The organism is Desulfovibrio sp., from assembly GCA_016208105.1.
In the GTDB taxonomy this organism is placed as follows: domain Bacteria; phylum Desulfobacterota; class Desulfovibrionia; order Desulfovibrionales; family Desulfovibrionaceae; genus Fundidesulfovibrio.
The window spans coordinates 32,195-57,495 of sequence record JACQYS010000024.1 but is presented as its reverse complement, the minus strand read 5'-3'; the positions used below and the strand labels follow the sequence as shown (position 1 = coordinate 57,495).

Sequence of the window (25,301 nt, the reverse complement as noted above, 5' to 3'; positions counted from 1 at the left end):
GCATCTTCAAAAATACCTCGATGAATTCTGCTACCGATTCAACCGCCGTTTCTGGCCTGGGCAGGGCTTCGACCGCCTCTTGAGGGCCTGCTCCAGTGCCACCCCTGTCACCTATGCGGAGTTAAGGGGATAGCCACGTAGATGGATGCGCAAGGCGGCTTTTGTGAAGCAATATTTGATGTTGCGATTGAATTTCATGGCGCTCAGCGATGGAAAAAGTGTGGCAATGTGTATCGGTCTGCAAAATAAAAGGCCGCTTTCCACATTGTGGAAAGCGGCCCAAAAGAATGAGTGCGCTGAGACTACAGTTCCTGCAATACCCAACACACCTGGCCGATGATGTTCCCGGCGATGATGGAGGAGCTTAAAAACTCCTCTTTATAGGAAGGGTTCTCGCTGCGCAGAATCACTCGGTTGTGCTCGAAGTCGTTGAAGAGTCTGCGCACAACCATTCCCTCGTTGGGGACGGCCACTGCGAAAATTTCACCTGAGCGGAGCTGCTTCTGGTCTTTGTTCACGCCGAAGTAGGCTCCGCGGCGCAGGATGGGTTCCATGTTCTGGTGCTCCATCTTGAAGACCGTCAGGGAAGGGCAGGTGAAAGGTTCTGGGATGGACAGCATCTCGATGGGCTTGTCCTGGAAAGAACCGTCTTCGACAATCACGCCGGTCATGGAGCTTACGGTCACGGTGCGCGACCGGGGCTTGTCGGACGAGTAGGTCGAGCCGGATTCCATCAACCCAACGGGCAGAGCCATTCCTTCCCGGAGCACCTGGGGCTGCTCCCCGGTGGTGACCCAGTCCGGATTGAGCCCATGGCTGCGGTACAGCTTAAGCAACCAATCCGCGGGGATCGATTGACGCCGCTTGGCGTCGGAGATGCTTGACTGGCGGATGCCGAGTATTGCCGCCAGATCCACCTGGGTGCGAGCGCCAGTGGCGCGTTTAATACGTTCCAAAGCTTCATCAAATGCATTGTACATGAGTCACCTCTTGGCTCCCGGCAACGTCGTGGAGCGCTCCGTTTAACCAATGGTGCGAACCCCTGATACCCAACTTCCAGAAATAATAGTCCAAGCGAAGATTTGAGTCAAACAATCACAGAAAAATATATAAACTCGTATCTCTTTGCTTGGCCCTGTAGGGGTCGCGAAAACCAGATAGGCACATTGCCTCGTGCCACTACCGACCTAAGCCATGTTTGGCCTGAGTTCACTGGTGATTCCGTCTGCCGGGGCACGCCCCGACGTGAAAAGCTCCTATATATAGTACGCCAAGCAGCGCAAGCAAAAAAACAGAGTACCCGTTTTCAGTGTTTAGGCATTTATTCCAAGCGGTTGTCAGGGTAGATACATTAGGGCGAATGCGTTTGGGGCATGCAAAATGCGGGAAACCCGCCATGTAAATGGCGTTGAACACCCCGGGGGAGCATTTCGGTTCCCGGGAGAGTCTATTTGCCAGCTGCGTTCAGCCAGAGTTGCCCGTAAAAAGCCTGGCCCAATGAGATGCATCCATCCCCTGGAGGCTCGTATTCGTGCGTGTGAGCCACAAGTCCAAAGCGCGCGAGCATGCCCGGAAGCAGAGTGGAAAGCGTCTTGTTGAGAAACACTCCCCCGCTTAACGCCACATGCCGTGTTCCGAAACGTTCGCAAAGCAGAAGAGCCATCTCGGAGAGACCGTTCGCCAAGCCGAGGTGGAAAAGGCGGCTTACCTCTCTGGCGGGTCTGCCTTGCAACGTGTCGTCCGCAGCCTGGCCGAAGAGAGACAGGGAATCAAGTAAGGTTAAACCAGCGGATTCCTGGACCCCACACGCATACCCGGCGTGCGGCAAAGGGTCCTGGCTATGTTCCAGCCTGATGGCTGCCTGACCCTCGTAGCTGATCTCAGGACAGATACCGGTCAGGGCGCTCACGGCATCGAAAAGTCTGCCGCAGCTTGTGGTCACAGGGCTATTCAGGCCTTTCTCCACCATGGCACGGACCAGGCCGGCTGCTTGTTCGCGGCCTTTAAGCCACGGCCAACCCTCTGCGAGCGGGTCGCGGCCCAGGGCCAGAAGATAGGACATGGCCATGCGCCAGGGCTGTCTGATGGCCGCCTCGCCTCCTGGTAAACGCACTGGGAAGAGGTGACCGGCCCGCACGAGGCTTGGTCCCGCAGGGTCGACGTAGAGGAACTCGCCTCCCCATATGGTGGCGTCGTCGCCATAACCCGAGCCGTCCATGGCCAGCCCGAGCACGGGCTCCATGATCTGCTTGCCGGCCATGACCGCGAGGATGTGCGCGAAGTGATGCTGCAGCCTGACAACGGGCAGGCCGCTTTCTTCCAGCGCGTAGCGGGTGGAAAGGTAGTCCGGGTGCTTGTCCGCCACCACCAGTTCGGGCCTGACCTGGAGGATGTGGCCCAGATGGGAAATGACTTCCTTGTGGAACCCGGCGGTCTCCAGGTTCTGCATATCGCCGATGTGCTGGCTCAAAAAGGCTTGGTCGCCCTTGGTAATGCATACCGTGTTTTTGAGTTCCGGCCCGACGCCGAGCACGCTCGGCCCCTTGACGGGCAGGAATATAGGGGAGGGGGTGAATCCCCTGGCCCGGCGAAGGAACTGGAGGGCCGGTTTTTCTTGGTCAGGCCGCAGGAAACGGACCACTGAATCATCGGTGCGCACCAGGATGTCCCGGTTGTGAAGAAGAAAAAAGTCGGCGATTGGCCCTAACCGGGCGAGAGCTTCGCGGTTTCCCAGCGAGATAGGTTCGGAACTCAAGTTGCCGGAGGTCATCACCAGCACTGGCGGTACGGAAGAGAGCTCCCGGATGGCGGCCAGCAGCACGTGGTGCAAAGGGGTGTAGGGCAGCATGGCCCCCAGGTGGTCCGTATCCGGGGAGACGTCCGGCGAGAGCGGGCTGTCCTTTTTCAGCCGCACGAGCACGATGGGGCGTTCCAGGCCGGAGAGCACATTGGCCTCTTCGTCGCCAAAGTCGGCCAGCAAGGCCAGGGTTTCAAGGTCCGGGCACATGACGGCCAGCGGCTTGGCAGGCCGCATTTTCCTGCGGCGAAGCTCGGCGACTGCGGCGTGGTTGCGCGCATCAACGGCCAGATGGAACCCGCCGAGCCCCTTGAGGGCCAGAATCTTGCCATCGATCAGGGCTTGTGCGGCCAGTTCCATCGCCTCGGGACCATCGGCCAATCTCTCGCCCGAACCGTCCGCGAACCATACGGCTGGGCCGCAGATTGGGCAGGCATTGGGCTGGGCGTGGAAACGGCGGTCCAGCGGGTTCTCGTATTCTGCCTTGCACTCTGGGCAGAGAGGAAAACAGGCCATGGTGGTGGCGTGACGGTCGTACGGGAGGCTCGCGGTGATGGTGTAACGCGGGCCGCAGTTGGTGCAGTTGGTGAACGGGTAGCGGTGTCTTCGGTTGTCCGGGGCGGCCATGTCGGCCAGGCAATCCGGGCATGTGGCCACATCAGGACTGACAAGCACGTGATGCCCCTGCCCGGCGGAGCTCTCGCGGATAACGAAGCCGGCGTCGCCTTCGACGGCGGGGACTTGCGCCCGGGAGTTCTCAACAATCATGGCCAGGGGCGGCAAGGTCGAGACCAAATCCCTGGCGAAACGGTCCAGGTCGACCCGCGCACCCTGTATTTCGATGACCACGCCTTCAGGGGCGTTCAAGACGAATCCGGCAAGGCCACACTGTTGTGCAAGGCGGAAGATGAAAGGCCTGAACCCTACTCCCTGGACCCGGCCCACCACCACATGACGATCTCGTTCGATGGTCTGCATGCTTGGACCAAGCTACATCAAGGAGCAAAAAGAAGAAAGACGCGCACGGCGCGGGGTTTAATGGCCCTGCTCGAGGAGCATGCGCCTCAGGACTGTTTAGCTCCGGAGAGCCTGATATACAGGCTTTTCAAGCGTCCTTTAAGGAACCGCCCCGGTTTGAAGGCCACCGGTGCCAGTTCGCCTGGCAGGGTGAAACCGAGTGTGTCGAAGTCCTCCGGTCGTTTCATTGAATAAGACACCTCTTCAACGAGTCCCCTTCTTGCCGCTTCCTCTCCCAGAGGGGTGCCGTCCGGAGGCAAACCGAGCACGGCGTGCAGGGCGGTGTCCAGGGCAACGGGATTGGCGCAGGCTCCCAGGAGGCCAAGAGAATAGGGTTTGCCATTGGCCGGGCCGCACACGTGCATGGCCACCACGCCGTCCACGAGGCTCACGGATTTGGGCATGGCCTGACAGACGTCCATGATCATGCTCTCGAAGCGGGTGCCTTTTTCACCATGTTTCTGGTGGGCCAAGGATTTTCGAAACCCCATTACGCAACCGAAGAAGTTCTTCACCGCCAAGGTGAGCCGCATCTGGTCGTGGACCTTGAAACGAGGGACATTGACGATGAAGGGGACGTCCAGCGCCTGGGCCGACACCCCGACCGTGCCGCCAAGCGTGAGTGGCAGTTGGCGTGGCCTGGTCAGGTTGACGATGGTGGCGGGAAGCCCGGCCAAAGCCTTGTCCAGGCCGCAGGCTCTGGCTACGATGCGCCCCGTGCCGAAGGCGGGGGAATCGCCGACAGTTATGCGCGCGCCAAAGTCGGCCAGATACCGGCAGACGGCGCGCACCACAGCGGGGTGCGTGCAGGAGAGGGCCGTGTTGCTCGGTGCCACAAGGTTGGGCTTCACCAGCACGTGATCCCCACGAGTTGGCCTGCATCCCGAGAGCTCAAGCAGCCGCCCGGTGAGGGTGTCCAGGTCCGGACTGGAGTAGCTCGGCAAATGCTCGAGAAACACGTCTTGAGGCATGGATGGATAGTACACGCCTTCACCCTGGCCGCCAAGGCTGCACAGTGATGGTTGTCTGCATGCCCCGCCTCACCCCATGTTGATCGCCGCCGGCATGCTCGCATCCTCTGCCTCCGGATGGGAAAGAAGCATCTCCGAGTTCGGAGCCCCAGGAGGCACCATGGGGAAGACCATTGCGTCCCGATCCACCCGGGCATGAATCAGAACCGGACCAATTGCGCGAAGTGCTTCTTCGAGCTTCGCGGCTGGGTCGGTGCTTGCGTCCAGATCCACCCCTTTCACGCCGAAGGCTTCGGCCACAGCCGCGAAATCGGTTCCGCGGCCATACCGGGAGGCGCTTTTGCGTCCCTCGAAAAAGAGGCTCTGCTGCTGGGCCACCAGGCCGAGGCTCTGGTTGTCCAGCACCACTATCTTCACGTTGGCCCCAGTCTCGGCCAGTGTGGCAAGCTCCTGGATGTTCATCTTGAGGCTGCCGTCACCCGTGAAGCAGACCACCTGCGCCTTGGGCTCGGCCAGCGAAGCGCCAATGGCCGCCGGGAGCCCGAAGCCCATCACTCCCAATCCGCCTGAGGTCAGCCAACGCCCCGGTGCCCGGTAGGGGAAACTCTGGGCCACGAACATCTGGTGCTGGCCCACATCCGTGACGATCACCGCGTCCTCGCGAAGCATTGACGCCACTTCGCCGATAAGGCTCCGGGCGCATCCAGGGCAATTGGCTGGGCCTGTGGCGGGGGCATGGGCTTTGAGTCTGTCTATTCGACTGGGCCATTCGCGTCGCGGCTTGCCTTCCACCAGGGGGAGAATGGCGGCCAGGGCAAGACCGGCATCCGCCACGATGCCCAACTCCGCATGTTTGATTCGGCCCAGCTCTTTCTCGTCCACATTGATGTGGATGATCTTCGCCTTGGGGCAAAACGCGTCCACCTTGCCCGTGGCCCGGTCGTCGAAGCGGCTGCCCACCGCGATGAGCAGGTCGCATTCGTGAAGGGCGGCATTGGCCCAGTGATGTCCGTGCATCCCGTGCATGCCCAGGCTCAGCGGATGTGTCGCGGGAAACGCCCCAAGGCCCATGAGGGTCATGGTCACGGGCAGAGACGCCTTTTCCGCCAGGCTCCGGGCGTGTTGCGGTGCCCCCCCGCGCACGGCTCCGCCTCCCAGAAGCAGCACGGGCCTTTTTGCCGCGTTTATCATGGCTGCCGCCCGGGATGCGTCCCAGCTCAGGGGGGCGGGCTGGGATATGGAAGAGGCAACAGCGGGCAGCTCCAACTCGAGCGTCTGGCATTGCACGTCTTTCGGAATATCCAAGAGGACCGGGCCGGGACGCCCCTCAACCGCAAGCCGGAAGGCCTTGTTCAGGGCGTGCGGCAGTTCCCTGGCGCTTTCGACCATGCGGCTTAATTTCGTGATGGGCTTCGTGACGGCCACGATGTCCACTTCCTGGAAGGCTTCGGTACCAATCTGCGCGCGGGGCACCTGGCCCGTGATGCAGACCAGGGGCACGCCATCGCGCTGGGCGTCCGCGATGGCCGTGACCAGGTTGGTGGCGCCAGGGCCCGAGGTGGCCAGACACACGCCGGGGATGCCGGTGAGGCGGGCCATGCCCTGGGCCATGAAGGCCGCACCCTGTTCGTGCCGGGCCAGTACGTGGCGGATCGTCACGCTTTGCCCCAGGGCGTCGTACAGGGGAAGGATGGAACCGCCGGGGATTCCGATGACGGTACGCACTCCCCGGCTTTCCAGGAATTTCACGATGTAGTGGGCGCCGGTGATGCTCATGGTGACCTCCGCGTAAGGTGCCGGGCGGGCCGGGGAGGTTTCTGGAGCTGAAATGAAAAACCCCCGCCGGCTAGCCGCGCCGGCGGGGGTTGAAGATTCGATACTACGTACTGATCACAACCCGCTGGAAGCGGCCGCGAGAACTACCTGGCGTACTACTAGGACGCTGGTCATTCGGGAGACGGTGCGGGCGGTGTTGTTCTGCATGCATTTCGCCTACCTCTGGCGCTGGCGGTCTGTCAACACTCTTTGCGCAGCGACTGCATGAGAATGAATTGAATCTCCCAGGGGCGCTTCGGCCGATGATGTTCGCCCTGTCCGATATCGGCGAGAGGTGCCGCCAAGCCTCAGGCCAGGGCTACGGGCAGTTCCGCCCACACCGTGGTGTAGCGCGGCGAGCGCATCTCCTGGCGCATACCCCAGGGACGCTTTATGCCGGACGAGGCCGCAAAAAGAGTCTCCCGGCCCCATTTGGCGTTCACCTGGTCCAGGACGGCCATGAGCCTGTCCTTGCGCCGGTCCGGTTCGCGCAGAAGCGAAAGCTGCATCCCTCCCTCGTTCTCGATGCCGGTAAGCATCACTCCAAGTTTCTTATACCGGCGGTCCGGGATAAAGATGCTCTCCAGCGCCTTCATGCCCGCGCGGACGATTTCTGTGGTGCGGGAAGTGGCCGGATTCATGGCCTGGCTTTGCAGTACGCCTTTTAGGGGCTGCTGTGCGTCGCCGGTGTAGATCTGCACCCAGACCAGAATCGTCGCGGCCTGCCCCTTTTGGGCGCGCAGTTTTTCGGCGGCACGACTGGCGTAGTGGCTGAGCGCTTCGCGAAGGTCGTCCAGCCGGGTGACCGGGTGGCCGAAGGAGCGCGAGGTGACAATGGCCTTCTTGGACCTGGGCGCCGCCCCCAGGGGGATGCAGGGAACTCCTTGCAACTCCAGCCAGGTGTGCAGTCCGGCAATTGTAAATTTTTTCTTTACATAGTCGCGGGGAAGGCGGGTGAAGTCGAGGGCGGTCAGCACGCCGGACGCTTTGAGCCGCTTGGCGCGGCGAGGCCCGATACCCCAGATGTCCGAGACTTCCAGAAGGCTCAGGTATTCTCCCCGTTGTGTACTGTCCGGGATTTCGAGCACCCCGTTGAACGCCGGATCTTTCTTTGCCAGTTTATTGGCCGCCTTGGCCAGGGTCTTGGTGGAACCTATGCCGACAGACACCGTGATGCCCGTGTCGCGCTTCACCCTCTCACGCAGCATCCGGGCAGTTTCCGCCGCGTTGGCGGGCATGTCCGTGATGTCTAAAAACGCCTCGTCGATGGAGTACACCTCCATGCGCGGCACCAGCCCGCCGGCCGTGGCCATCACCCGCGCGGACATGTCCCCGTAGAGGGCATAGTTGGAAGAAAAGACGGCAATGCCCTGGCGGGCGAACAGCTGGCGGCATTTGAACGCCGGAGCGCCCATGGGGACGCCCAGGTCCTTCGCCTCTTTGGAACGGGCGATAATGCACCCGTCGTTGTTGGAGAGCACCACCACCGGACGGTCTGCCAGATGCGGCGCGAAAACCTTCTCGCACGAGGCGTAGAAGTTGTTGCAGTCCATCAGAGCGATCTGCATGACGTCAACCCGTGTATGACATAAACAGCCACCCCCCAGATTTCCACGGAGCGTTCTTCGGTCAGTAGGATGAGAGGGGATTCGGGGACCTCCGTGGCCAGCGCAAGCTTGCGGCCTGCGAGCTTGAGGCGTTTGACGGTGAGGTTCCCGTCCACGGCAGCCACCACCACATGGCCCGGCTTGGGGCTGACGGAGCGGTCCACCACCAGGAGGTCTCCGGAGGCGATTCCCGCTGCGCTCATGGAATCGCCTCGAACCCGGAAGAAGTACGTCGAGGATGGACGGATAATGAGGTGCTCGTTCAGGTTCAGGCGCTGGTCGATGTAATCCTCGGCCGGGGAGGGGAAGCCGGACGGGGCGTCGACCACGGGGAGCGAGAAGTCTGTCGGTGAGCGCATGACAAATTGTATAGTTTAATTTGACGAAGGCGGCAAGTTTGATTTGTCGGACAGATGACTCGCTCTGCATCAGGGCCTAAGCGCAGAGACGTGGAAGCGTTCAGGAAAGGGGCGGCTCGGCTACTTGGTCAGCAGGCTGAGCATCTTCACCGCATCTGTCGTAGGTGGTTCGCAGCTCCCGTTTCGGCAGACGTAGGCAGTGGCCTTGCCGTCAAGAGGGCACATGCCGGCGGTGTAGGAGGCCATGGAGGCCAGCTCGCCCTTCTCATCGCGCACAAGCACCAGAGTCATGGGCAGATAGCGGCTGCGCAGGGCCGTCAGGAAGGGCTCGAGCGATTCGGCGTCAGGACCGGACAGCACCACATCCGAGCCGGGCCCCAGAGCGAAGTCCAGGCCGCACAAAAGCATGGTGAAACCCGATGGGAAGCGGGTCAACCCGTCGCCCAGGCAGCGGAGCAGGCGGGAGGCCGCCTCGGCCAGATCAGACCGCGCCGCCAGGCGGGAAAGCTTGAGAAGGACCAGAAGGGCGGCGGAATTGCCCGAGGGCAGGGCCGCGTCGAAAAATTCCTTCTGGCGCACCAGGTGCGTGGGAACGTCCTTGGCGGTGAAGAAGAAACCCCCGTGCTCGTTGTCCTGAAAGCGGTCGAGGACTTGGTCCGCCAGATCAAGCGCGGCCTGGAGCCAGCCCAGGTCGTACGTGGTCTGGTAGAGCTCCGTGAGACCCCAGGCCAGGAAGGCATGGTCGTCCAGGTTGCCGGGAACGGAGGCGTCCATGTCGCGATAGCGGTGCAAAAGCTGTCCGTTTTGGTCGCGCAACCGGGCCAGAATGAAGTCGGCTGCCCGGGCGGCCGACTGGGCGAGGTCCGGTTCTTTAAGTACGCGGGCGGCCTGGGCCAGGGCGGCGATCGTCAGGCCGTTCCAGTCGGTGAGGATCTTGTCGTCCTTGTGAGGCCGGACGCGCTTGTTCCGGGCGTCGAGCAGACGCTCCCGAATGGATTCCAGGCGCTCGGCCAGATCCTCGGGGGGAAGAGCCGCCAAGTGGGGGATGTTGGCCCCGGTCTTGTGGCCGGTGGCCTCCTCGGTGAAGTTTCCGTCCGGAAGAAAACCGAAAAGCTCGGCGTAGAGCTGTGCGTCCTCGACCGGGAGAATGCGGCGCAGCTCATCCGTTGTCCACACGTAGAACTTGCCTTCCTCGCCCTCGCTGTCAGCGTCCCAGGCACTGTGGAAAGCCCCTTCGGGACCGGTCATGTCCCGCAGCACGAAGCGGGCGACTTCCAGGGCGGTACGCTTGAACAAGGGGTCACCCGTGGCCTGGAAGGCTTCCGTGTAGGCCATGAGGAGCATTGCCTGGTCGTAGAGCATTTTTTCGAAATGCGGCAGCAGCCAGTCCGCATCCGTGGAGTACCGGTGGAAGCCAAGGCCCACATGGTCGAATATCCCGCCCAGCCGCATGGCGGTGAGTGTTATGGAGACCATGTCCAGGGCCACGCGTTCGCCTGTACGCCGGTGGTGGCGAAGCAAAAAGAGCAGCTGGTGGGGAGAAGGGAACTTGGGGGCCTCCCCGAAGCCTCCCCGTTCCTGGTCGAACCGCGAGGCAAGCTGGCGATAGGCGGTGTCCAAAACTTCGGGGCCTGGGTCCGTGCGGGAGGGAGATACTTTCTGGTGATCGGCCAGGGCTGAAAGTATCTTGCCGGCGGTCTGTTCCACGTCGCCGCGCCGATTGGTCCATGCTTCCCGGACGCTCGGCAAGAGGTCCATGAGGCCCATGCGTCCGAAGCGGGAATGCTTGGGTATGTAGGTGGCCGCAAAAAAAGGCCGTCCCAGGTGGTCGGCGAAGATGGAGAGGGGCCAGCCGCCCGCGCTGGTCATCATCTGGCAGGCGGTCATGTAGATTCCGTCCAGGTCCGGGCGCTCCTCCCGGTCGATCTTCACCGGGACCGCCGTGGCGTTCAGGAGGTTTGCCGCTTCCTCGTCCTCGAAGCATTCGCGTTCCATGACGTGGCACCAGTGGCAGGTGGAGTAGCCGATGGAAATGAACAGAGGTTTGTTTTCCGCCTCGGCCTTGGCAAAGGCCTCCTCTCCCCAGGGGAACCAGTCCACAGGATTGTGCGCGTGCTGGAGGAGGTAGGGGCTTTTTTCATGAACCAATCTGTTGGTGAACTCCGGCATGTGACCTCCTGGCGGGTGCTGCGGGTGAAGGTAGACCACTTTTTTTATGGGAACCAGGAAATTCGTGTTCGCCCCATAGATGTATTTTCTGGCTTGGTGTAACTTGTAATACGGTCACATTTTTATGAAACTCAGCGCCAAAGCGTCACTTTTGCTCACCGGGCTCGTTCTTGCCGTCATAGCGGCCACGAGTTTTTTCCTTTTTGCCTACCAGCAGAAGGCCATCAAGGACCTCGTCATCCAGCAGCTCGAATCCGAAGCGAATTCCCTGGCTGTTGAAATACGCGCGTTCGTGGATGAGAACATCCGCGATATGGGGGCCATCGCCGGGAATATGCCTGCTGGCTGGAACCAATCCGGCGACCTGGGGCCTGTCCGGGAGTACCTGGCACGACAATCGTCTCATTACCCGAAGTTCGAAAATGGATTTTTCCTGCTGGACCGGGAAGGGCGGTTTCTGGCCGACTATCCTCCCCACCCCGAGCTTCATGGGCAGTCTTTCGCTCACAGGGACTACTACACCCGCACCATGGCCCTGGAGCGTGGTGTGATTGGCGACCCGTACGTGTCCGCCCGCAGCGGTTTGCCGGTGCTCACCATCACAGCCCCTCTCAAAGGGCCCGGAGGAGAAATTCAGGCTGTGCTCTGCGGTTCGCTGAATCTGCTCTCCCCGTGGGCATTGGGAGAACAGCAGCAACGCAGGATAGGCAAGACCGGCTATATCTACGTTATGGACCACAGCAGGCGGTTCATTATCCACACCGACACATCCAGGATACTAAAGCCTCTTGAAAAGGGCAGGAATCTCTTTCTGGACAAGGCCGTGGAGGGGTTTGAGGGGCCAGGGGAAACCATCAACAGCCAGGGGGTTCCGCTCCTTATCGCCTCTCGTCAGATTCCAACCTGGGGCTGGGTGGTACTGACACAAATGCCCATCAAGGAGGCCATGGCGCCCATGCACGAGGCCGCCTTGGCAGTGGGGCTGTTTTTCCTGGGTGCCCTGGTTCTGGTGCTGCCGGTTGGTTTTTCGGCCATGCGCCGCATCACACGGCCGCTTGAAGCGCTGGAAAAGGCCACGCACGTCATCAGCCAGGACCTCCGCAAGCCGGAGGGCGCTTTCACAAGGCCTTTTGCCTCCAGCGCCATGGACGCCCTGCGCGGGATGCGTTCTTCCGACGAGATAGGCCAACTGGCCCGGGCCTTTTTTCAGCTTTCGGTGCGGTTGAAGCAGACTCTCAGCTCGCTGCGAAATGCTGCCGAAGACTGGGAGAGAACGTTCTCCTCGGTGCAGGAAGCGTTGTTGGTGATTGACGGCCAAGGGAAAGTGCTTCGCATCAACAGAGTGGCCGAGGACCTCTTCCGCACCGTGAAGACCAAGGCCATCGGCGTTTCCTGGCGTGAAGTGCTGGCCATGGGCAAAACTCCACCCGAAGAATGGCCGTCGAACGAGAGTATTCAACAGTCCAGCAGATTTAAAACAGCAGCTTCGCTGCCGGACAGGCCCGGACGTTTTGAATTGTCCTTCTCCGCGATCCAGGGGCGCAAGGGGGACGGCGGTCATTTGCTCATGGTGACCGATGTGACCGAAAAAATGCAAGCCGAGGAACGCATCCGCGACCTGGCCTTCCATGACGCCCTCACCGGTCTGCCCAACCGCCTTCTGCTGGCGGACAGGCTCGAGCAGGCCGTGGCCACAGCCATGCGTAACGCAACCAAGGCTGGAGTCCTGTTTCTGGATCTGGACGACTTCAAGCAGGTCAACGACACCTTCGGCCACGAAACCGGAGACGAGTTGCTGGTGCAGGTGGCAGAACGCATGGCTGGCTGCCTGCGCTCCAACGACACACTGGCACGCTACGCCGGTGACGAGTTCGTGGTGGTGCTCATGGACCTGAAATCGCCGAGTGAGGCCGCGAACATTGCCTCCCGGATGCTGGCGGCGCTTTCCCCGGAGTTTGAACTCGCCAACGGGAAGGCCCGCATAGGAGCAAGCATCGGTATCGCTGTATACCCCGAAGACGGCGTGACTCCGGGTTTGCTTCTCAACCACGCAGACACAGCCATGTACCGGGCCAAGAGCAGGGGAAAGAACAGTTATCTCTTCGCGGACAGCCCGGCCATGGCCACCGGAGAGGGCCTGCCGAAACAGTAGAGGGGCAATCGCGGACGGTTTGCGACGGCTACCTGGGAAATGCGACGTTTCTCGATAGGTTACTTGCCTTGCGGTGTGGAACGGAACCGGCCCCCCAGCAGGTAGTAGACTGTCTTGGGAATCTCCAGGAGCACTATGCGGGCCGATTCCTGGTCGGTCCACCAGGCAGCGGGCAACTTCTCAGTGGGAGTGCCCACCACCCGTATGTCCCAATCCGGGAAGGCATCCTTGAAGATTATCCTGGCGCGGCGGACATGGTATGGAGAAGTCACCACCAGGAGCGAACCGGGCTTGGAACCCAGCTGCGAGGCCAGGGTTTCAGCCTCCTGGTAGGTGCTCAAAAGCTCGTCCCCGTAGTATTCGATGGCTTCTGCCGGCACGCCCTTTTTGCGCAAGAGCGCCTTGTAGATTTCCTCATGGCGAGGAAATGAAAGCATGTTCTGGTCCAGCACCCTCTCGCTTCTCAGCCGGTAGGCCCGGCCCACATACACCTTCTTGGCCATGCCCAGCTTGTAGAGCTCGGCCGCGTAGGCGGCGCGGCTGAAATCGCCGCACAGGACTACCATGGCGTCCGATGTGGCCGGAGAGTCGCTGTTCTGGAGCCAGTGCCCGGCCGTGAGGAGGATGCCGAGCCCGACCACGGCTGCGGCCAGCAGGAGATGCTCGACAACGTGCAATGCTGTTTTGAAATTCGGCTTCATGACTACGCCTCCGTACTTCCAGCGTATGCCTTGCGGTAACGGGCCTTGTAGCCCGCGAAGTTTCCTTCAGCAATGGCTTGGCGCGCGCCGGTGGCCAGCTGCAGGAAGAAATGCACGTTATGTATGGTGTTTAGCCGGTAGGAGAGCAGTTCCTGGGCTATGTAGAGGTGTCGCAGATAGGCCTTGGAAAAGGTACGGCAGGTGTAGCATGAGCACTCCGGGTCCAGCGGGGAATCGTCCTCCTTGTACTCGGCGCGCTTGATGTTCACCTGGCCCTGGGACGTATACAGGGTTCCGTTGCGGGCGTTTCTGGTGGGCAGCACGCAGTCGAACATGTCGATGCCGTTTTCGATGCCCGTGAGGATGTCCAGGGGCTTGCCAACGCCCATGAGGTAGCGGGGCTTGGCTGCCGGCAGGAGGGGCGCGGTGTGGGCGATGAGGTCGTACATCTCGGCCGTGGATTCGCCCACGGAAAGCCCACCAATGGCGTGGCCTTCAAACCCCATGGAGCAGATGGCCTCGGCGGACTGTTCACGCAGATCCGTGAAAAAGCCGCCCTGCACGATGCCGAAGACCAACTGTCCGTTTTGGCCAGGCAGGTGGTTCAGTCTGGAACGCTCGGCCCAGGCGTGGGTGAGTTCCAAGGACTTCTCTGTGTAGGCGTGGTCGGCACCGAAGGGAACGCACTCGTCGAGCACCATCATGATGTCCGACCCCAGGTTGCGCTGGATGTCCAGGACCTTCTCCGGGGTGAAGAAGTGCTTGGAGCCGTCCAGGTGGGAGCGGAATTCCACTCCGTCCGGTGTGAGTTTGCGCAGGGATGAAAGCGAGAACACCTGGAACCCGCCGGAATCGGTGAGGATGGGGCCGTCCCAACCCATGAAGGCATGCAGCCCGCCTCGCCTGGCCACCAGGTCGTCGCCCGGGCGAAGGTACAGGTGGTAGGTGTTGCCCAGGATGATCTGGGCGCTGGCTTCCTTGAGGTCCCGCGGGCAGAGCGACTTCACGGTGCCAAGCGTGCCCACGGGCATGAAGGCCGGGGTGTGGACAATGCCGTGGGCGGTATGGAGTTCGCCCAGGCGGGCGCTTCCATCGCTGGTTTTCAAGGTAAAAGTCCCTGGCGCGGCGCTGTTCTGGGAAGTGGAGGCGGATGCCCCCTGGCAGTGTGCTTCGTGCATGTCGTTCATGTTTTGGCCACGCCGCGTTTGGGGCAGATGTCTGTAAGTTCGCAGGCAGGGCATTTGGGTTTGTGTGCCGGGCAGACTTCGCGGCCGAAATAGACCAGCAGGTGGTTGATCTCGCCCCATTGGTCTTTTGGAAAAAGAGGCATCATGTCACGCTCGATCTTCACCGCGTTGTCTGAATCGGTGAGGCCCAGGCGAAAGGCAAGGCGGGTGACGTGGGTGTCCACGGCAATCCCCTCGTGAACACCGAAGGAGTTGGACAACACGATGTTGGCCGTTTTTCGGGCCACGCCCCCAAGGGTGATCAGTTCGGCCATGGTGCCGGGCACCTTGCCGCCGTAGGTCTCCATGATGCGTTTGGCCGCGCTGATCAAATTTTTTGCCTTGTTGCGGAAAAAGCCCGTGGAGCGCACCACCTCTTCCACATCCTCCTGGGAAGCCTTGGCCAGTTCGGCAGGGCCGGGCCAGCGGGAGAAGAGCTTCGGGGTGACCAGGTTCACGCGGGCGTCCGTGCACTGGGCGGCCAGGACCGTGGCCACCAGGAGTTCCCAGGCGTTGTGGTGGTCCAGGGCCGGAACGGTCTTGGGGTATTTGGCGCGCAGGCGCGTAAATATGAGTGGCGCGCGTTCTGTTGCTGTCATGGGCTGGGGGATACCGGAAACAGGGTCGACGGGCAATCGCGAGGATGGCTCAATGAATTACACTTCCTGTCCGGGTCATGCACATATGACGTCCAAAGCGGTCTTTTCGTTTCAAGAAAGAGACCATCCCTCGCCGACAGCAAGGGACCGGAACACTTCAGGTGCGATACCCAGGCGGAGCAGGGCTGCCTTGAGATCCGTCACTGGCTGGTTGATTCCTTCGTCGGAAAGCCTGAACACCCCGTGGTGATGGGCGATTCCGGAACGCGCGCCTAGAATCTGGAAAGCCCGTGCCGCTTCCTCCGGGTTCATATGCGCCGCGGCCATGAACCAGCGAGGCTCGTAGGCCCCGATGGGCAGAAGCGCCGCCCGGAAGGAGCCGAACCGTTCACGAATCTGCCTGAACGGCTCTCCGGCCGCGTAACCGGTGTCCCCGAAAAAACAGATGTTGCCTCCCTGGGTTTCCACGACGAAGGAGGCCCACAGGGCGTTTCTCCTGTCGAGAATGCCCCGGGCGGACCAGTGGTGGGCCGGAGTGGCGTGGATGCGCACCTCGGGAGCAATGTCCAAAGACTGCCACCAGTCCAGCTCCTCGCAGCAAAGTCCTGGCGCGCCTTTTTGGGTCAGCCCGGCGTTTCCGAGCGGAGCTATGATTCTGGGCCTGTCCCGTTTCCACAGGGCCGCCAAGGTTGGCAGGTCCAGATGATCGTAATGGTTGTGCGACACCAGCACCACGTCCACGCGGGGAATATTGTCGAGGGGAATGCCGGGCGGACGGACACGCTTGGGTCCAAACAGGCCAAGCGGGCCCGCCCTGTCCGACCAGACCGGGTCGGTGAGGATGTTTTTCCCCGCTGTCTGGATGAGGGTGGTGGAATGCCCGATGCTGGTTATGCGCAGGGATTGCCCGTGAATCCTCTCGGGGGGAGCATCGACGCGGACGTTGGGAACGGATTTTGGCCAGGGGGTGGCACTACCGGTAAACCACCACTTGAAAAGATCACCCAGGCCCCTGCCCGATTTGTCCCACGGGTTGTAGAACCGTCTGCCGTCGAAATGGTCCGAGGCTGGGCCTTCGTAATCCCTGGACCGGTGCGCCCGCAAAAGCGACGCGATCATTGCGGTGAGTGCATGCTTAAGCGACACGTTCATGCCCCTTAAATGAAAACGCCCCGCGCGGGCGGGGCGTTGGCGAAACAAGGAGTTGCATCGAACCTACGGCAGAAACACCACGGCGGAAATGGTGGTGGTCCACATGCCGGAGACTCCCTGGGTGACGCTCGGGAGAGACTTGGACTCGATGATCTTGCCGGACATCATGTAGATCTCGCGGCGTTCGTCGTAGGCGGTCTCGGGATCGAAGTCGATGCCCAGGGTCGTGGCCAGCATGGTGGACGCCAGGTCCTCGGCGAAGTCGCCGATTTCCTTTTCGTCCTTGCCGAAGGAGGTGTGCTCAGAGATGTATCCGTAGTTGTCCTTGCTGGCGGGGAAGGCCATGCCCACTGCGGAGCCGACGAAGCGGCCCTTCTCGTCAGTGGCGTTGCGCGCCATGACGCAGAAGGTGATCTGCCCGGGGTTTAGGAGCGCGGTGCCTTCTTCCACGGTCAGAAGGGTGCAGTTGGGGGGATAGATGCTGGAGACGTACACCAGGTTCAGCTTTTCGATTCCAGCGTCTCTCAGGGCCAGCTCAAAGGATTGCAGCTTATTCTTGTGACGGCCAATGCCTCTTGTGAAGAAGGCTTTGGTCGGAACAAACGTTTGTCCGAACATTCGAAGTCCTCCGTGGGGGATCCTCCCGCCTCGCGGGGGAATCGACTCATAAAGATTTTTTATCTCGAAGTATAGGCTTTTTTGCCCCTGCTTTTTCAAGGGCTTGCTTAATCTCCGTTTCGGTTCCTTTTACCTGCGCAATAACCCTAAATAACGTCTTTCCTTCGAGTTTCACCTCTTCCACAGAGGCCTTGAGACCCTTTTTCTTGAGCCTTTCGACCTCGGCGTCAGCCTGGGATTTTTTATCCAGTGCGGCGACCTGATAGGAACAGGCATATTTCTGGTTCGGGGAGTCCTTGGCGTCTTTTGACTCCTTGGGCTTTGCCGGCTCGGAATGGGGAGCCTTCTTGTCCGGCTGGGCCGGGGACGTTGCCACCTGGCCCTTGGGCAGAGGCGAGGGAGTCTTTTCCAGGGTGCTGGTGGGCACCGCTGGGGCCAAGGGTGCCGCACCGCCTTGGGGAGATGCCGTTGCTGGCTGTTCGGCTGGTTTCTTGGCCGAATCCACGGTGACGGTCTCCGGGGGCTTTTTCCCCTGGAGCGTGTCCTGGAAATGAAGCTCCTCGGGCTTCAACACCGTCGGCGGTTCCTTGTTGTCCTGCTGCGTCTGGGCCGGAGCGGTGGGCATTATCTGGGCAACCTGGGGCACGGCGTTCTCGGGCTTGTAGCCCCTGCCCACCAAAACGCCCAGGATGAAAACCCACACGATGCCGAGGATACCCACAACCGCCACGGAGATGAGCCCAGGACCGGTGAATTCAAAGGTGAATTTCCTGGGCCCTTCTGGGGATTTTGATACGTTGAAGCGGTCCACAACCTTCATGAAAAACTCCGGCTGCTGTTGCAGGCAGGGCCGTCGCCGGGCATTTGACCAGGCGGCGATCCAAAACCAGGGTGTAGCTTAAGCCAAAACCATACGTTCATCATTACCTGAAGATTACATTTTCTCCGGAGCGCTGACGCCCAGCAGCTCAAGGCCATTGCGGATAATCTCTGCCACGGCAGCCAATATGAGCATGCGGGCCCTCATGAGCTCCTCATCCGGGGCGGCGAGCACAGGGTGGGCTGTGTAGTACCGGTGCAGGAGGCCGGCCAGATCCCGAAGGTAGAAACTTATGATGTGGGGGCTCATGGTCAGTGCGGCATTGGCCAGTATATCCGAATACTGCTCCATGAGGCGCATGAGGTCAAGGTCCTCGGCCGTGTCCAGGCGGGCGAGCAAATCAGCGGATGTTTCGGGAATGGATACACCGCGCTCGGCGGCCTTGGCGAAAAGCGAGCAGATACGCGCATGGGCGTACTGTACATAGTAAACCGGATTGTCCATGGACTGCTGTTTGACCAGCTCCAGGTCGAAGTCCAGGTGGCTGTCGGACTTGCGCGAAAGGAACATGAAGCGGGCTGCGTCCACGCCCACCTCGGCGCACACGTCGGCCAGGGTCTCGAACTTTCCTGCCCGGGTGGACATGGCGATCTGTTCGCCCGCGCGCATGAGGTTCACCAACTGCACCAGAATGACCTTCAGGTCTTCCTTGTCCCGGCCGAGCGCCTGGACCGCCGCCTTCATGCGGGGCACGTATCCGTGGTGGTCCGCGCCCCAGATGTCCACGACGGTGTTGAATCCGCGCCCGTACTTGTTGGCGTGGTAGGCGATGTCCGAAGCGAAGTAGGTGAGCTCGCCGGTGGATTTGCGCAGCACCCGGTCCTTGTCGTCGCCGAACTGGGAGGTGGCCATCCAGAGGGCCCCTTCCTGCTCGTAGGCCAGACCGCGCTGCTTCAAATCTTCAAGGGTTTTCTCGACCGTGCCGGCGGCCACAAGGGACTTTTCGGAGAACCACACCTGATGCTCCACCCGGAAGTCGGCCAGATCTTTCTTGATGCCGTTCAGGATGGCTTTCATGCCGTATTCGTAGCAGATGTCCTGGGCCTCATCCGGGGGCAGATCGGCCAGGGTCTTGCCCTTCAAGGTGATGAGTTCGCGGGCCAGCTCGATGATGTATTCGCCCTTGTACCAGTCTTCCGGATAGACCACGGGTTTTTCCAGAAGCTCCAGAAGGCGGACCCAGATGGATTCGCCCAGAAGGCGCATCTGGCGACCAGCGTCGTTGATGTAGTATTCGGTGGAGACCTCGTAGTCCATGGCCCGAAGGATTCGGGCCAGGGCGTCGCCCACGGCCGCTCCGCGCCCGTGCCCTATATGCAGGGGGCCGGTGGGGTTGGCTGAAACGAATTCCACCTGAACCTTGCGGCCGCGCCCCAGATTGAATTTGCCGAAGCAGTGCCCGGCCTCGAGCACCTCGGCCACGGTCTGTTGCCAGAAGGCCGGTGCGAACGTGACGTTCAGAAATCCTGGACCCGCCACTTCGACGCTTGAGAGGCCGGGGTCCTGGGCCAGGAGTTCCTTTTTCAACTCCTCGGCCAGGTCGCGAGGCTTCATGCCGAGCTTACCTGCAACGAGCATGGCCACGTTGCAGGCCATGTCCCCGAACTGTTTGTCCTTGGGTGGCTCGATGGTGGCTTTCTCGGGCCAGGCGGCCCCTTTCTTTTCCAGAATGGAGCCCAGAAGGCTCCGTAAATGGGTCAGCGCGCGCATGATGTCGTATCCCGTTTCCCGAAATTATTGGGGATTCCAAAGGGCGCGAGCCCTTTGGCCGCCGGAGGCGTCCCTTCCATCCGTCTTTGCCCCGCAAGCACAGGCGGGCTCTGGACCAGGCGGAGGCGTCCCTGTTTCAATCCTCGCGTTGGGCAGTCCTTAAGGCAGGGTGAAAGTCTCCGCCGCCTCTTTGCTGGCAATGCTTACCGCGTTCACGTCGTCCTTGCCGTCCAGGTTGGGCTTCACCATCTTGGTGAGCACCCCTTTGGGGCCGATTTCCACGAATGTTCTGGCTCCGGCCGCATACATGGCGCCCATGGTGTCGATCCAGCGCACCGAAGAGGTCATCTGACGCGACAAAAGGCCCTCAAGCTGCCTGGGGTCGGACTCGCCCTTGCCGGTAACGTTGGCGAACACGGGCACGGATGGGGCGCGCCAGTCCGCTTTTGCCAGTACCTTTTGCAGCTCGGCAGCGGCCTCGGCCATCATGGGGGAGTGGAACGCGCCGCTCACGGCCAGGGGAATTGCCCGGCCCTTCACTTCCTTACACAGGCCGGCGGCTTGGTCCACGGCGTCCTTGCGGCCGGAAATCACATACTGGCCCGGGGTATTGTAGTTGGCTACCAGGAGCGTGCCGCCCGTGGCCTGGGCCGCCTTGCCCACGAGTTCCTCAACCGTTTCCAGCGATACTTTCAAGATCGCTGCCATGGCTCCGTCCGTGCCGCCGGCTTCGGCCATGAGCTTGCCGCGCAGGCTGACCATCTCCAGTACCTGCTGGATGGGAAGGGCGCCTGCGGCGGCCAGGGCGGCGTATTCACCCAGGCTGTGCCCGGCCATGCCCATGGGCGAAAGCTTGTTTCTGAGCGTGAGCCACAGGTTGAGGGTGGTCACGGTCATGGCCGGCTGAAGATTTCGGGTGTTGGCCATGGAGGCGTCGTCGCCATCCCAATATATTTCGCGAAGCGCCAGGCCGGATGCTTTCTCGGCCAGCTTCCAGAGTTCCATTGCATCGGCGCTGGCTTCGGCCAGGTCGCGTCCCATGCCTTTTTCCTGGGAACCCTGGCCGGGGAAAAGCACGGCCACGGAGGGAGCGTGTGTGGTCACTGGTTGAAGACTCCTTGCACGGTGGGATTATCTTTCGCCGCGTTGGTAGAGCATCCTTTGACGGGCGTCAATTCTTGGGCCATACCCCGGCCCATGGCAACTGGCAATCCTTCTCCCCCGGATGTGGCGGACGCGGCATTGAAACTTGGCCGCACGCTCACTGCCGAACAGTCGTCCGGACTGGCAACATACCTGGGGCTTCTTCAGACCTGGAACCGCAAGACCAATCTGGTGGGGCCGCGTGTCTGGTCCCAGATGCTCTCCGAGCTGGTGGCCGACAGCTGGCATCTGGCCGAGCTTCTTGGCGAACTTGACCTCCCCGGCTCACCTGTGACCCTGGACTTCGGGGCGGGCGCCGGTATCCCCGGTATTCCGCTCAGGCTCTTCTGGAAGGCCGGCCGGTACGTGATGATTGAACCCAGGGCCATTCGGGCCGGATTTCTCAGACAGTGCGTGGCCATGATGCGTCTTCCCGGAACCGAGGTATTTGAGGGGCGGGCCGAAGCGGTGCGGGAGAGCGCCGACATCTGCCTGTCCAGGGCTTTTCAGCCGTGGCGGGAATTTCTCAAGACAGCGTCCGGGCATGGCAGGCAAACAGCGCCGGAGGGCGGCAAGTCAGCTCCAAGGGGTTCGCGCGAAGCATCCTTGGATGAACCGGGGAGCAAGGCAGGATCAGGTGAAGCGCTAGGCTACCCTGTGGTGGTCGTTTTCGCCAACGAGGCTTCGCCGGATGGGCCGGTTCCCGAGGGATTCGTTCTGGCGAGGAGCAAGGCGTATCCCAGCCGGGGGGGCATGGGCTATTTCTGGGTGTTCGCGCCCAGCATCTGATCGAGCTGGCCCTTGAATATGAGCTTGGTGGCAGCCTGGTCAGCCTGGTCGGCCAAGTCCATGAGCCGTTCCAGGAAGTCCAGGATGCGGCCGCGTTTGTCCTCGTCCGCGTATTCGAAGTCCATCTCCAGATCGCCCGAGGCGAAGTAGGCCTCGAGCTTCTCCAGATACTGCGTGTCGAACATGGGCATGGCGATTTGGGGGCGCTCGCGGCTTGGCCGCTAGGCTCCGGCTTCTTGGGCCACGGCCTGATCGTATTGGGTTTCCAACTCAGCGATCAGCTGTTTGACCGGAACGATCTCCGTCACCCGCCAGGCGTTCTGCCCCGCGAATGCGAAGCCGTGTTCCAGATGTCCCTTCTTGGCGTTCATCAGGGCCAGCATGATGCAGTAGGGGGTGGTTCTGTGGTCGCAGGAGCCGACGCAATTGAAGGGGCAGGTCTTGGGACGCTTGTTCCCCTTGGAGGCTTCTTCCAGGAACCGGTTGTTCACGGCCCGGCCAGGCAGGCCGACAGGGCTTTGGATGATGACGATGTCTTCCTCGTGGGCGTCGATGTAGCTCTGCTTGAAAGCCTGGTCGGCGTCGCATTCGTCTGTGGCCACGAAGCGGGTGCCCATCTGCACTCCGGCCGCGCCCATGAGGAGGTACTTGCGGATGTCGGCGCCGGTGTAGACGCCGCCAGCGGCAATGACCGGGATCGGCCTCCCGTCAGGGGCTCTGTAGGGTGCGACACCCGCGATGACCTCGGGCACAACCACTTCCAGCGAATGGGCCGGATCGTCCAGCTGGTTGGGCTTGAACCCCAGGTGACCTCCTGCCAGAGGCCCTTCGACCACGAAGGCGTCGGGGACACGGCCGAACCGGGCGAGCCATTTTTTGCACAAAATGATGGCGGCCCTGGCTGAGGAAACAATGGGGATGAGCTTGGTCCTGCAACCTTCAGGAAGGTGGGCGGGAAGATCGAGCGGCAGGCCCGCTCCTGAAAAAATGGCATCAATGCCTTCCTGCACCGCTGTGGTCACCAGGTCCACGTAGTTTGTCAGGGCCACCATGATGTTGACCCCGAGTGCTCCCGAAGTCTTTTCCCGTGCGGCCCGTATCTCTTCGCGCAACGCCTGGTTGTTGGTTTCGATGAAATGTGTGGCGTAGCCGGGCTTGCCCATGCCGATGCCGGCTGCGGCGATGACCCCGATTCCGCCCGCTTCGGCCACGGCGGAAGCCAGCTTTGAAAGCGAAATTCCCACACCCATGCCCCCCTGAACGATGGGGATGCGTACGGTTAGGTCGCCGATGGTGAGGGATGGAAAGGACATGTCAGCTCCAAAGATTTCAAAAAAGACCGGAAAAGGCAATGGGCGGAGTCATCTGAACCGCCAGGGTGAAGGCGCTTGAAAAACACGTTCTGGAGAAAATGTCGAGGAGAGAATGGCGCCCAAAGGTATCAATCATGGTGATACGGGTGCCCCGCCAGGATGCTCATCCCTCGATACAACTGTTCCAGAAGCACCACCCGGGCCAGTTCGTGCGGCAAAGTATACGGGCCAAGACTCATCCGGTGGTCGAAGCGGGCTTCCGCTTCCGGGCCGAATCCGAAAGGACCGCCGATAACAAAACAGGGGGCCTTCCCCGGGTCGTCGATCCATTGACCAAGCTTGGCGGCCAACCCTCTGGAACCGTAAGCCTTGCCTCCCTCATCCAGGCCGACCACCAAGTCCTTGGGACAAAGTGCCGACAAAAGGGTTTGGGCTTCCTTCTGCTTCCGCGATCTGGGGGCCTTGGCGTCTTTTGCATCCCGCAGGATGGTCACTTCGCAGCGCACATGGCGAGACAAGGCGTCCAGGTAGTGGCTACACGCCTGCGCCGCCCAGGTAGCCTTGAGTTCTCCGATGAATATGAGCCGCAGCCGATTCATTAGTTTTGTAAAACTACCCCCGGGCTAGGCTGTTGTCAAAGCCCCGGGCATAAGGTAGGCCCGAAAAGGTACACCAGCTTAGGAATTTCCATGCGTCGCGCCGTTTTTATCCTTCTTCTCCTTGTTGCTTCCACGACAGCTTGTTGGGGGGATGCGCGCGCCCAGCGCATTGGCCTGACGAACCTGGTGATTGACAACCACGAGGGCCGCGTCAAGGTGCGTTTTGGTGTGGACATTCAGGGCGAGGATATCGTCCGGGGAGCACTCGAGAAGGGCGAGGTGCTGGCCTTGGAATGCAAGGCCAGGCTTTCGCAAAAGCGCACGTATGCCTGGAATTCCAGCGTGTCCAAAGCCACGCTTTTGAGCCAACTTATTTTGCACGACGGCGGCCCGTACGAGATTCTCCACCCGGGAACTTCGAGAGAGCACTACCGGGGCCGGAGTCTTCCACTGCTTATGAAGGAAGCGTGGGGGGCCATGTCCATGGACCTCGGCGGGTGGGATCAGCTCTCCCGAGGCAATGCCTACTCGCTTACCCTTGAGATCCGCCTGGTGCGCCAGGACGTGTCATCTTTTCTCAAAGGGGCGCTTTTCTTTTGGAATTTTGACGCGATTCCTCCTGCGATATACCAACTCGACTTCTCCTATTGACCTCACGAAGGATTATCCCCTAGGTTCCCTGAATGATGGAGGGGCCTCATGAACACTGAAAACCGGCGCGTGGTCGTTTCCGGTGGAAGCGGTTTCATCGGGAGATATCTTTGCCGAGCGCTTCTCGCACGGGGATATCAGGTGGTGGCTTTGACGCGCGGCAGGCCAAGGACTGTCTCGGTCGCCCCCCAGGGCGCGCTCCCGGCCTTTGAAACCTGGGACGGGCAGACCTCCAAGGGGTGGGGCCATCTGGCTGACGGCGCCTTCGCCCTGGTGAACCTGGCCGGGGAAGGAATCGCCGATGGGCGTTGGACGCCTATGCGAAGGCGCTCAATACTTGAAAGCCGGATCCGCGCTGGTCAGGCCATGCTCGAAGCTGTGTCCAGCGCGTCCGTGAAACCCTCGGTTCTGATCCAGGCTTCCGCGGTGGGTTATTATGGGGACACCGGCGACAATCCGGTGGACGAGGATTCCCCGCCAGGCAGAGGCTTTCTGACGGAAATTTGTCTCAGGTGGGAAGAATCCACGCGCGAAGCTACGAACATGGGGGTGCGCCGGGCGGTCATCCGCACGGGCATGGTTCTCGGGCGCGAAGGCGGGGTTCTCCAGAAAATGCTCACCCCCTTCAAACTGTTCATGGGAGGGCCTTTGGGCAATGGACGCCAGGGCTTCCCATGGATCCATATGGAAGACGAGGTACGGGCGATCATCTTTCTCATGGAGCGGGCTGATGCGTTGGGACCGTTCAACCTCACTTCCCCTGAGGGTGTTTCCAACCTGGAATTCTGCCAGTATTTGGGCAAGGCACTGTCTCGGCCTTGTGGTCTAGCAGTTCCGTCGGCAGCGCTCAGGCTACTTTTTGGGAGCATGGCCGACGAGCTTTTGCTGTCTGGCTGCCTGGCCTTTCCCAAGCGGCTTGTGGAGCTGGGATTCGAGTTCAGGCATCCAAGAATTGCGGACGCGCTGAAGGAACTGATGTCCTAGAACTCAGGCTCGAGAGGGTGTATTTTAAGAAGGGTTCGCCCAGATGACG

The 25,301-nt window shown here is 61.1% G+C and carries 22 protein-coding genes; 4 read left to right on the top strand and 18 right to left on the bottom strand.

Going from position 1 to position 25,301, the window contains the following annotated elements:
* Window positions 1-302: 302 nt before the first annotated feature.
* The 7 genes from HY795_16165 to HY795_16135 form a co-directional block, all read right to left on the bottom strand.
* Window positions 303-980 carry a helix-turn-helix transcriptional regulator gene (locus HY795_16165; GenBank protein MBI4806755.1) on the bottom strand — a complete coding sequence of 226 codons (678 nt, stop codon included), beginning with the start codon at window positions 978-980 and terminating at the stop codon, window positions 303-305.
* A 467-nt stretch (window positions 981-1,447) separates the two neighbouring features.
* Complete coding sequence (gene hypF / locus HY795_16160; GenBank protein ID MBI4806754.1) at window positions 1,448-3,775, bottom strand: carbamoyltransferase HypF; 2,328 nt, start codon at window positions 3,773-3,775, stop codon at window positions 1,448-1,450.
* A gap of 86 nt (window positions 3,776-3,861) precedes the next feature.
* Complete coding sequence (locus tag HY795_16155; GenBank protein ID MBI4806753.1) at window positions 3,862-4,785, bottom strand: DUF362 domain-containing protein; 924 nt, start codon at window positions 4,783-4,785, stop codon at window positions 3,862-3,864.
* 69 nt (window positions 4,786-4,854) lie between these two features.
* The gene (gene ilvB / locus HY795_16150) at window positions 4,855-6,561 is read right to left on the bottom strand and encodes a biosynthetic-type acetolactate synthase large subunit (protein ID MBI4806752.1); all 1,707 of its coding nucleotides are present in this window, start codon (window positions 6,559-6,561) and stop codon (window positions 4,855-4,857) included.
* Between the two features lie 347 nt (window positions 6,562-6,908).
* Window positions 6,909-8,168, bottom strand: a complete 1,260-nt coding sequence (locus HY795_16145; GenBank protein ID MBI4806751.1) for a Y-family DNA polymerase — start codon at window positions 8,166-8,168, stop codon at window positions 6,909-6,911.
* Window positions 8,153-8,566 carry a translesion error-prone DNA polymerase V autoproteolytic subunit gene (gene umuD / locus HY795_16140; protein ID MBI4806750.1) on the bottom strand — a complete coding sequence of 138 codons (414 nt, stop codon included), beginning with the start codon at window positions 8,564-8,566 and terminating at the stop codon, window positions 8,153-8,155. Before umuD ends, HY795_16145 begins: the two co-directional genes overlap by 16 nt.
* A gap of 120 nt (window positions 8,567-8,686) precedes the next feature.
* Window positions 8,687-10,735 carry a thioredoxin domain-containing protein gene (locus tag HY795_16135; protein MBI4806749.1) on the bottom strand — a complete coding sequence of 683 codons (2,049 nt, stop codon included), beginning with the start codon at window positions 10,733-10,735 and terminating at the stop codon, window positions 8,687-8,689.
* A gap of 124 nt (window positions 10,736-10,859) precedes the next feature.
* Between HY795_16135 and HY795_16130 the strand changes: the two genes are divergently transcribed.
* Window positions 10,860-12,887 (top strand): diguanylate cyclase, encoded by a 2,028-nt coding sequence (locus HY795_16130; protein ID MBI4806748.1) that lies wholly within the window; start codon window positions 10,860-10,862, stop codon window positions 12,885-12,887.
* A gap of 59 nt (window positions 12,888-12,946) precedes the next feature.
* Here HY795_16130 and HY795_16125 read toward each other — a convergent pair whose 3' ends face one another.
* The 8 genes from HY795_16125 to HY795_16090 form a co-directional block, all read right to left on the bottom strand.
* Window positions 12,947-13,588: a YdcF family protein gene (locus tag HY795_16125; GenBank protein ID MBI4806747.1), complete on the bottom strand. Its 642-nt coding sequence runs from the start codon at window positions 13,586-13,588 to the stop codon at window positions 12,947-12,949.
* 2 nt (window positions 13,589-13,590) lie between these two features.
* On the bottom strand, window positions 13,591-14,766 hold the full coding sequence (gene tgt / locus HY795_16120) for a tRNA guanosine(34) transglycosylase Tgt (protein MBI4806746.1): 1,176 nt from the start codon (window positions 14,764-14,766) through the stop codon (window positions 13,591-13,593).
* A 5-nt stretch (window positions 14,767-14,771) separates the two neighbouring features.
* A complete protein-coding gene (nth, locus tag HY795_16115; protein ID MBI4806745.1) occupies window positions 14,772-15,413 on the bottom strand; it encodes an endonuclease III in 642 nt (213 codons plus the stop codon).
* Between the two features lie 111 nt (window positions 15,414-15,524).
* Window positions 15,525-16,565 (bottom strand): MBL fold metallo-hydrolase, encoded by a 1,041-nt coding sequence (locus tag HY795_16110; protein ID MBI4806744.1) that lies wholly within the window; start codon window positions 16,563-16,565, stop codon window positions 15,525-15,527.
* Window positions 16,566-16,628: 63 nt separating this feature from the next.
* Window positions 16,629-17,183, bottom strand: coding sequence for an arginine decarboxylase, pyruvoyl-dependent (locus HY795_16105; protein ID MBI4806743.1), 555 nt, complete (start codon window positions 17,181-17,183; stop codon window positions 16,629-16,631).
* 46 nt (window positions 17,184-17,229) lie between these two features.
* A complete protein-coding gene (locus HY795_16100) occupies window positions 17,230-18,003 on the bottom strand; it encodes an SPOR domain-containing protein (GenBank protein ID MBI4806742.1) in 774 nt (257 codons plus the stop codon).
* Window positions 18,004-18,117: 114 nt separating this feature from the next.
* A complete protein-coding gene (locus tag HY795_16095) occupies window positions 18,118-19,773 on the bottom strand; it encodes an arginine--tRNA ligase (GenBank protein MBI4806741.1) in 1,656 nt (551 codons plus the stop codon).
* Between the two features lie 159 nt (window positions 19,774-19,932).
* The gene (locus tag HY795_16090) at window positions 19,933-20,814 is read right to left on the bottom strand and encodes an ACP S-malonyltransferase (protein MBI4806740.1); all 882 of its coding nucleotides are present in this window, start codon (window positions 20,812-20,814) and stop codon (window positions 19,933-19,935) included.
* Window positions 20,815-20,970: 156 nt separating this feature from the next.
* On the opposite strand from HY795_16090, the gene HY795_16085 reads away from it, so the two are divergent.
* Window positions 20,971-21,705: a class I SAM-dependent methyltransferase gene (locus HY795_16085; GenBank protein ID MBI4806739.1), complete on the top strand. Its 735-nt coding sequence runs from the start codon at window positions 20,971-20,973 to the stop codon at window positions 21,703-21,705.
* On the opposite strand, the gene HY795_16080 is transcribed toward HY795_16085, so the two are convergent.
* The 3 genes from HY795_16080 to HY795_16070 form a co-directional block, all read right to left on the bottom strand.
* Window positions 21,675-21,890, bottom strand: coding sequence for a hypothetical protein (locus tag HY795_16080; GenBank protein ID MBI4806738.1), 216 nt, complete (start codon window positions 21,888-21,890; stop codon window positions 21,675-21,677). The genes HY795_16085 and HY795_16080 overlap by 31 nt on opposite strands.
* A 36-nt stretch (window positions 21,891-21,926) precedes the next feature.
* Window positions 21,927-23,018, bottom strand: coding sequence for a nitronate monooxygenase (locus HY795_16075; protein ID MBI4806737.1), 1,092 nt, complete (start codon window positions 23,016-23,018; stop codon window positions 21,927-21,929).
* 128 nt (window positions 23,019-23,146) lie between these two features.
* A complete protein-coding gene (locus tag HY795_16070; protein MBI4806736.1) occupies window positions 23,147-23,617 on the bottom strand; it encodes a 23S rRNA (pseudouridine(1915)-N(3))-methyltransferase RlmH in 471 nt (156 codons plus the stop codon).
* A gap of 90 nt (window positions 23,618-23,707) precedes the next feature.
* Between HY795_16070 and HY795_16065 the strand changes: the two genes are divergently transcribed.
* On the top strand, window positions 23,708-24,268 hold the full coding sequence (locus HY795_16065) for a DUF4390 domain-containing protein (GenBank protein ID MBI4806735.1): 561 nt from the start codon (window positions 23,708-23,710) through the stop codon (window positions 24,266-24,268).
* Window positions 24,269-24,316: 48 nt separating this feature from the next.
* Complete coding sequence (locus HY795_16060) at window positions 24,317-25,252, top strand: TIGR01777 family protein (protein MBI4806734.1); 936 nt, start codon at window positions 24,317-24,319, stop codon at window positions 25,250-25,252.
* The last annotated feature ends 49 nt before the right edge of the window (window positions 25,253-25,301 follow it).

Coding starts and splice junctions, on each gene's coding strand:
- HY795_16165 (MBI4806755.1), bottom strand. CDS start 980: ATGTACAATGCATTTGATGAAGCTTTGGAACGTATTAAACGCGCCACT.
- hypF (MBI4806754.1), bottom strand. CDS start 3,775: ATGCAGACCATCGAACGAGATCGTCATGTGGTGGTGGGCCGGGTCCAG.
- HY795_16155 (MBI4806753.1), bottom strand. CDS start 4,785: ATGCCTCAAGACGTGTTTCTCGAGCATTTGCCGAGCTACTCCAGTCCG.
- ilvB (MBI4806752.1), bottom strand. CDS start 6,561: ATGAGCATCACCGGCGCCCACTACATCGTGAAATTCCTGGAAAGCCGG.
- HY795_16145 (MBI4806751.1), bottom strand. CDS start 8,168: ATGCAGATCGCTCTGATGGACTGCAACAACTTCTACGCCTCGTGCGAG.
- umuD (MBI4806750.1), bottom strand. CDS start 8,566: ATGCGCTCACCGACAGACTTCTCGCTCCCCGTGGTCGACGCCCCGTCC.
- HY795_16135 (MBI4806749.1), bottom strand. CDS start 10,735: ATGCCGGAGTTCACCAACAGATTGGTTCATGAAAAAAGCCCCTACCTC.
- HY795_16130 (MBI4806748.1), top strand. CDS start 10,860: ATGAAACTCAGCGCCAAAGCGTCACTTTTGCTCACCGGGCTCGTTCTT.
- HY795_16125 (MBI4806747.1), bottom strand. CDS start 13,588: ATGAAGCCGAATTTCAAAACAGCATTGCACGTTGTCGAGCATCTCCTG.
- tgt (MBI4806746.1), bottom strand. CDS start 14,766: ATGCACGAAGCACACTGCCAGGGGGCATCCGCCTCCACTTCCCAGAAC.
- nth (MBI4806745.1), bottom strand. CDS start 15,413: ATGACAGCAACAGAACGCGCGCCACTCATATTTACGCGCCTGCGCGCC.
- HY795_16110 (MBI4806744.1), bottom strand. CDS start 16,565: ATGAACGTGTCGCTTAAGCATGCACTCACCGCAATGATCGCGTCGCTT.
- HY795_16105 (MBI4806743.1), bottom strand. CDS start 17,183: ATGTTCGGACAAACGTTTGTTCCGACCAAAGCCTTCTTCACAAGAGGC.
- HY795_16100 (MBI4806742.1), bottom strand. CDS start 18,003: ATGAAGGTTGTGGACCGCTTCAACGTATCAAAATCCCCAGAAGGGCCC.
- HY795_16095 (MBI4806741.1), bottom strand. CDS start 19,773: ATGCGCGCGCTGACCCATTTACGGAGCCTTCTGGGCTCCATTCTGGAA.
- HY795_16090 (MBI4806740.1), bottom strand. CDS start 20,814: ATGGGACGCGACCTGGCCGAAGCCAGCGCCGATGCAATGGAACTCTGG.
- HY795_16085 (MBI4806739.1), top strand. CDS start 20,971: ATGGCAACTGGCAATCCTTCTCCCCCGGATGTGGCGGACGCGGCATTG.
- HY795_16080 (MBI4806738.1), bottom strand. CDS start 21,890: ATGTTCGACACGCAGTATCTGGAGAAGCTCGAGGCCTACTTCGCCTCG.
- HY795_16075 (MBI4806737.1), bottom strand. CDS start 23,018: ATGTCCTTTCCATCCCTCACCATCGGCGACCTAACCGTACGCATCCCC.
- HY795_16070 (MBI4806736.1), bottom strand. CDS start 23,617: ATGAATCGGCTGCGGCTCATATTCATCGGAGAACTCAAGGCTACCTGG.
- HY795_16065 (MBI4806735.1), top strand. CDS start 23,708: ATGCGTCGCGCCGTTTTTATCCTTCTTCTCCTTGTTGCTTCCACGACA.
- HY795_16060 (MBI4806734.1), top strand. CDS start 24,317: ATGAACACTGAAAACCGGCGCGTGGTCGTTTCCGGTGGAAGCGGTTTC.